Source organism: Longimicrobium sp. (assembly GCA_036377595.1).
Lineage (GTDB): Bacteria > Gemmatimonadota > Gemmatimonadetes > Longimicrobiales > Longimicrobiaceae > Longimicrobium.
In genome coordinates this window covers 1-4,257 of sequence record DASUYB010000131.1, presented here as the reverse complement: position 1 = coordinate 4,257, position 4,257 = coordinate 1, and the positions used below count along the sequence as shown (strand labels likewise).

The 4,257-nt window shown below is 67.7% G+C and carries 5 protein-coding genes; 2 read left to right on the top strand and 3 right to left on the bottom strand.

The genetic code is table 11. The features are described from left to right. Nucleotides 1-241 precede the first annotated feature (241 nt). Together cysT and cysW are read left to right on the top strand one after the other, a co-directional pair. Nucleotides 242-1,093 carry a sulfate ABC transporter permease subunit CysT gene (gene cysT / locus VF092_23250; protein ID HEX6750230.1) on the top strand — a complete coding sequence of 284 codons (852 nt, stop codon included), beginning with the start codon at nucleotides 242-244 and terminating at the stop codon, nucleotides 1,091-1,093. Nucleotides 1,094-1,209: 116 nt separating this feature from the next. After that, nucleotides 1,210-2,076 carry a sulfate ABC transporter permease subunit CysW gene (gene cysW / locus VF092_23245; protein ID HEX6750229.1) on the top strand — a complete coding sequence of 289 codons (867 nt, stop codon included), beginning with the start codon at nucleotides 1,210-1,212 and terminating at the stop codon, nucleotides 2,074-2,076. A 225-nt stretch (nucleotides 2,077-2,301) separates the two neighbouring features. Here cysW and VF092_23240 read toward each other — a convergent pair whose 3' ends face one another. The 3 genes from VF092_23240 to VF092_23230 form a co-directional block, all read right to left on the bottom strand. Further along, nucleotides 2,302-3,123: a S8 family serine peptidase gene (locus tag VF092_23240; GenBank protein ID HEX6750228.1), complete on the bottom strand. Its 822-nt coding sequence runs from the start codon at nucleotides 3,121-3,123 to the stop codon at nucleotides 2,302-2,304. Next, complete coding sequence (locus tag VF092_23235) at nucleotides 3,111-3,263, bottom strand: hypothetical protein (GenBank protein ID HEX6750227.1); 153 nt, start codon at nucleotides 3,261-3,263, stop codon at nucleotides 3,111-3,113. Before VF092_23235 ends, VF092_23240 begins: the two co-directional genes overlap by 13 nt. A 67-nt stretch (nucleotides 3,264-3,330) precedes the next feature. Then, nucleotides 3,331-3,483 carry a hypothetical protein gene (locus tag VF092_23230; GenBank protein HEX6750226.1) on the bottom strand — a complete coding sequence of 51 codons (153 nt, stop codon included), beginning with the start codon at nucleotides 3,481-3,483 and terminating at the stop codon, nucleotides 3,331-3,333. Between the last annotated feature and the right edge of the window lie 774 nt (nucleotides 3,484-4,257).

The window sequence follows — 4,257 nt, the reverse complement described above, 5'->3', positions numbered from 1 at the left end:
GCGGGCACGGCTCACTCTGCTTCGTGCGTTGGCGCGCCATCTCCCTCTCCAGGCTTGGGGAAGCCAGCGAAACCCAGGCGCGAGAAGCTATCTGTTCGATTCGTCCATGTCAAAGGGAGTCACTACCGATCTATAACCGCGGCCGCACGCCGGCCGGCCGCGACGCACCCATGCTGGCCGCCGCAGTCCTGGGCACTGGGCACTTGGCACTGGACACTTTCCCCCTGGAGTGGAGCAAGCGATGGCGACGATGGTGATGGGCCGGCGGCGGCGGGGGGTGCTCCCGGGCTTCGGCCTGTCGATGGGGGTGACGCTCACCTGGCTGGGGCTGCTGGTGCTGATCCCGCTCGCGGGGCTGTTCCTCCGCTCCGCGACGATGACGTGGGAGCGCTTCTGGTCCACCGTCACCGAGCCGCGCGTGGTGGCGGCGTACACCGTCAGCTTCGGCGCGGCGTTCGTGGCGGCGCTGGCCAACGTGGCGTTCGGCTGCCTGCTCGCGTGGGTGCTGGTGCGCTACCGCTTTCCCGGCCGTAGGCTGATCGACGCGCTGGTCGACCTCCCCTTCGCGCTCCCGACCGCGGTGGCGGGGATCACGCTCACGGCGTTGTTCGCCAGGAACGGCTGGCTGGGGAAGCCGCTGCAGTCGCTGGGGATCGACGTCGCCTTCACGCGGTTGGGGATCGTGGTGGCGCTGGTGTTCATCGGCCTCCCCTTCGTGGTGCGCACCGTCCAGCCGGTGCTCGAGGACATGGGCCCCGAGCGGGAGGAAGCCGCGGCGTGCCTGGGCGCCAGCCGGTGGCAGAGCGTGCGCGCGGTGGTGATGCCCGAGCTGGTGCCGGCGCTGCTGACGGGCTTCGCGCTGGCGTTCGCGCGCGGGGCGGGGGAGTACGGGTCGGTGGTGTTCATCTCCGGCAACCTGCCCATGCGCACGGAGATCGCGCCGCTGCTCATCGTCACCAAGCTGGAGCAGTACGACTACGCCGGCGCCACCGCCATCGCCACCGTGATGCTGCTGCTGTCGTTCGCCCTGCTCCTGCTCGTCAACGCGCTCCAGTGGTGGACCAACCGCCGGCGGCTCGGGGCGAACGAGTGAACTGAAGGTCTCTCACAGAGGGCACGGAGGTCACAGAGGAAAAGATGCATGGAGATGAGTTCTCCGTGACCTCCGTGCCCTCTGTGAGAGAACCATTTCTTCTGTCTGGAGGATCGATGTTCATTGGAGGCATTTCGGCAGTCCATCCCGCCTCCGCGCCGGCGTCGCGCGCGGCGACGGAGCCGGCGTGGGTGCGGGTTACGCTGATCGCGCTGGCGCTGGCGTTCGTGGGGGTGTTCCTGGTGCTGCCGCTGGTGGCGGTGTTCGCGGGCGCGCTCAAGGCCGGCGGCGCGGCGTACCTGGCCGCCATCCGCGACCCCGACGCGCTGGCGGCGGTGAAGCTGACGCTGCTGATCGCCGCCATCGCGGTGCCGCTGAACCTGGTGTTCGGGGTGGCGGCGGCGTGGGCCATCGCCCGCTTCGAGTTCCGCGGCAAGAGCGTGCTGGTGACGCTCATCGACCTGCCGTTCGCCGTGTCGCCCGTCGTCTCCGGCCTCGTCTTCGTCCTGCTCTTCGGGCTGAACGGCTGGCTGGGACCGTGGCTCGACGCGCACGACGTCCGCATCATCTTCGCCGTGCCGGGGATCGTGCTGGCCACGCTCTTCGTCACCTTCCCATTCGTGGCGCGCGAGCTGATCCCGCTGATGCAGGCGCAGGGGAGCGAGGAGGAGGAAGCCAGCCTCGTCCTGGGCGCCAACGGGTGGCAGACCTTCCGGCTGGTGACGCTCCCCAACCTGCGCTGGGGGCTGCTGTACGGGGTGATCGTGCTGAACGCGCGCGCCATGGGCGAGTTCGGCGCGGTCTCCGTCGTCTCGGGGAAGATCCGCGGCCTGACGGCCACCATCCCCCTGCACGTGGAGATCCTCTACAACGAGTACCAGTCCGCCGCCGCCTTCGCCGTGGCCTCGCTGCTGACGATGCTCGCCCTCCTCACCCTCGTCCTGAAGAGCGCCATCGGCCGGCGCATGGTCTGGAAGGAGTGATGTGAGACCAGTGCCCAGTGCCCAGTGCCCAGTCCGAGCCGCAGCCGACAACCAAGCCGATCAGTTGATTGATGCGTCGAAACCGCCCGACGTCATCCTGAGCCCGGCCAGACCGAAATCAGCGTCCACACAGATCGCTGCAGGGCGAAGGATCTATCATCGACCCGCACGCAGTCCGGCGATACGCGATGAATTTTCAGGAAGAGAAACGGCAGGAGATTGCGATCACGCGATCGCGTGCGCAGCGAGGAGCTCGCGGATGCGCTCGATCGTCGCGCCGGGGTGGAGCTGCCGCAGCAGGGCGACGATGCCGGTGACGTTGGGCGCGGCCACGCTGGTGCCGGTGCTAAGCACGATCCGACCGCCCAGGGTGACGACGGGCTGGCGGACGCCCCACGCCTCGATCTCCAGCGCGTCGTCCGCGCGCCAGCGGTATTCGTAGGGTGATGCGAAGACGCCCATCGCCACGCCGATGACGTGGTCGAACGCGGCGGGGAAGGAGCGCTCGCCGAAGTTGTCTCCCGCCGCGACGACGATGGCGCCGGCGCGGCGCGCGCGCTCGCAGGCGGCGTAAAGGGGACGCACCGCATCCTCGCGCGTGGTGCCCAGGCTCAGGTTGATCACGTCCGCGCGCAGCTCCAGGGCCTGGTCCAGCGCCGCCACGATCGCGCCGGGCGACGTCTCCAGCGTCTCGCCGAACACGCGGATGGGGACCACGCGCGCCTCCGGGGCGAGGGCCAGCACCTGGTGCGCCGCGGCGGTGCCGTGCCCGTTGCGGTCGCGATCGTCGTCGGTGACGCGGATCCTCCCGTCCTCGCGCGCGATCCCGGCGCCGGGGAGGACGCGGGCGTCGCCGATCTCCCGGTCCCACCCGCTGTCGATGATGGCGACGCGAATGCCGCGTCCCGTCGCCCCGGCCACCCAAGCGGGCGGCGCGAAGGACGGGATCACGGCGGGAACCTCGGCGGGCGGCAGCACGCCGGCCGCGCGCCCGAAAACCGCCCCGCCGGACGAAGTGGCGGGGCGGCGAACCGTCAGCAGTCGCACGTGCGCGGCCGCACGATGGTGGGGAAGCAGGCGTCCACGGTGGTGTTGCCGTGAACACCGTCGAGCTGGGGCTTCTCGCCCTCCTCGGCCTCGAAGGACGTCACCTCGAGCTCGTCCAGCTCCAGCTTCATCTTCTGCATTCCAGTCACTCCTGGTGGTTGGTCGAGAGGAAGGCGTCCCGCGGAGGTTCCGCGGGACGCCGAGCCGTCAGCAGTCGCAGGTGCGCGGCCGCACGATGGTGGGGAAGCAGGCGTCCACGGTGGTGTTGCCGTGCACGCCGTCGAGCTGGGGCTTCTCGGCCTCCTCGGCCTCGAAGGAGGTCACCTCGAGCTCGTCCAGCTCCAGCTTCAGCTTCTGCATTTCCGTTTGCTCCTGGGTGTTGATGAGAGAGAGAGATGGTCCGCGGCATCTCCGCGGGACCTGCGCGGGTCGGGGGCCCTCCGCCCGCACACCGGGAACGGCCATGGGCCGGCCGTCGAGATTCCTTGATCGCGGGCATTCAGGCCCGCATGAGACGGGAGATCTATTTGCTTCAGGCTCCAAGTCCGAATAGAGCCGGTGAGTGGGATATGAATGCTGCTTCGGACCGTTCCGGGCCCTGGATCCTGCGTCGGCGCCTTCGTGCCCGGCGGCCTCGTCCTGATTCACAACCGGGGCCACATGTGCCACGGCTGGCCGAAAGTGGCCTTCACCAAAGATTGAAAACCCCGCAGGGTGTAACCGTTTTCATGGGAAACGAATCGTGTATCCGGCGACGGATGTTGGCCGTACCTATCCCGCCGTAATAGAGACACGTCTGTCCCACGGTGCGGCACCTCCTCCCGGCGTCATTTGTCTCATTCGCTAATAGTCCTGTTCGGGGCGATATGGCGCGTAAGCCATTGTATAATAGGAGATTAGCAATCGTGCACACCACATCCAGAAAACAGCAAAGTCTCACGCAGAGTTAGCAGGGTTAGCAGTGAACTGCGGTTCAACTGCTGACCCTGCTGACTCTGCGCAGGCGTTCGACAGTTCCGGCTACATGCGAGACCCAGGATTGGCGCCAATCCTGGGTTTTTCGCGCTCAAAACACTGGATTCACCGATTTTCTGTTGTACACGGATTTTCGATGTGCATTGACTCAGCAACAGG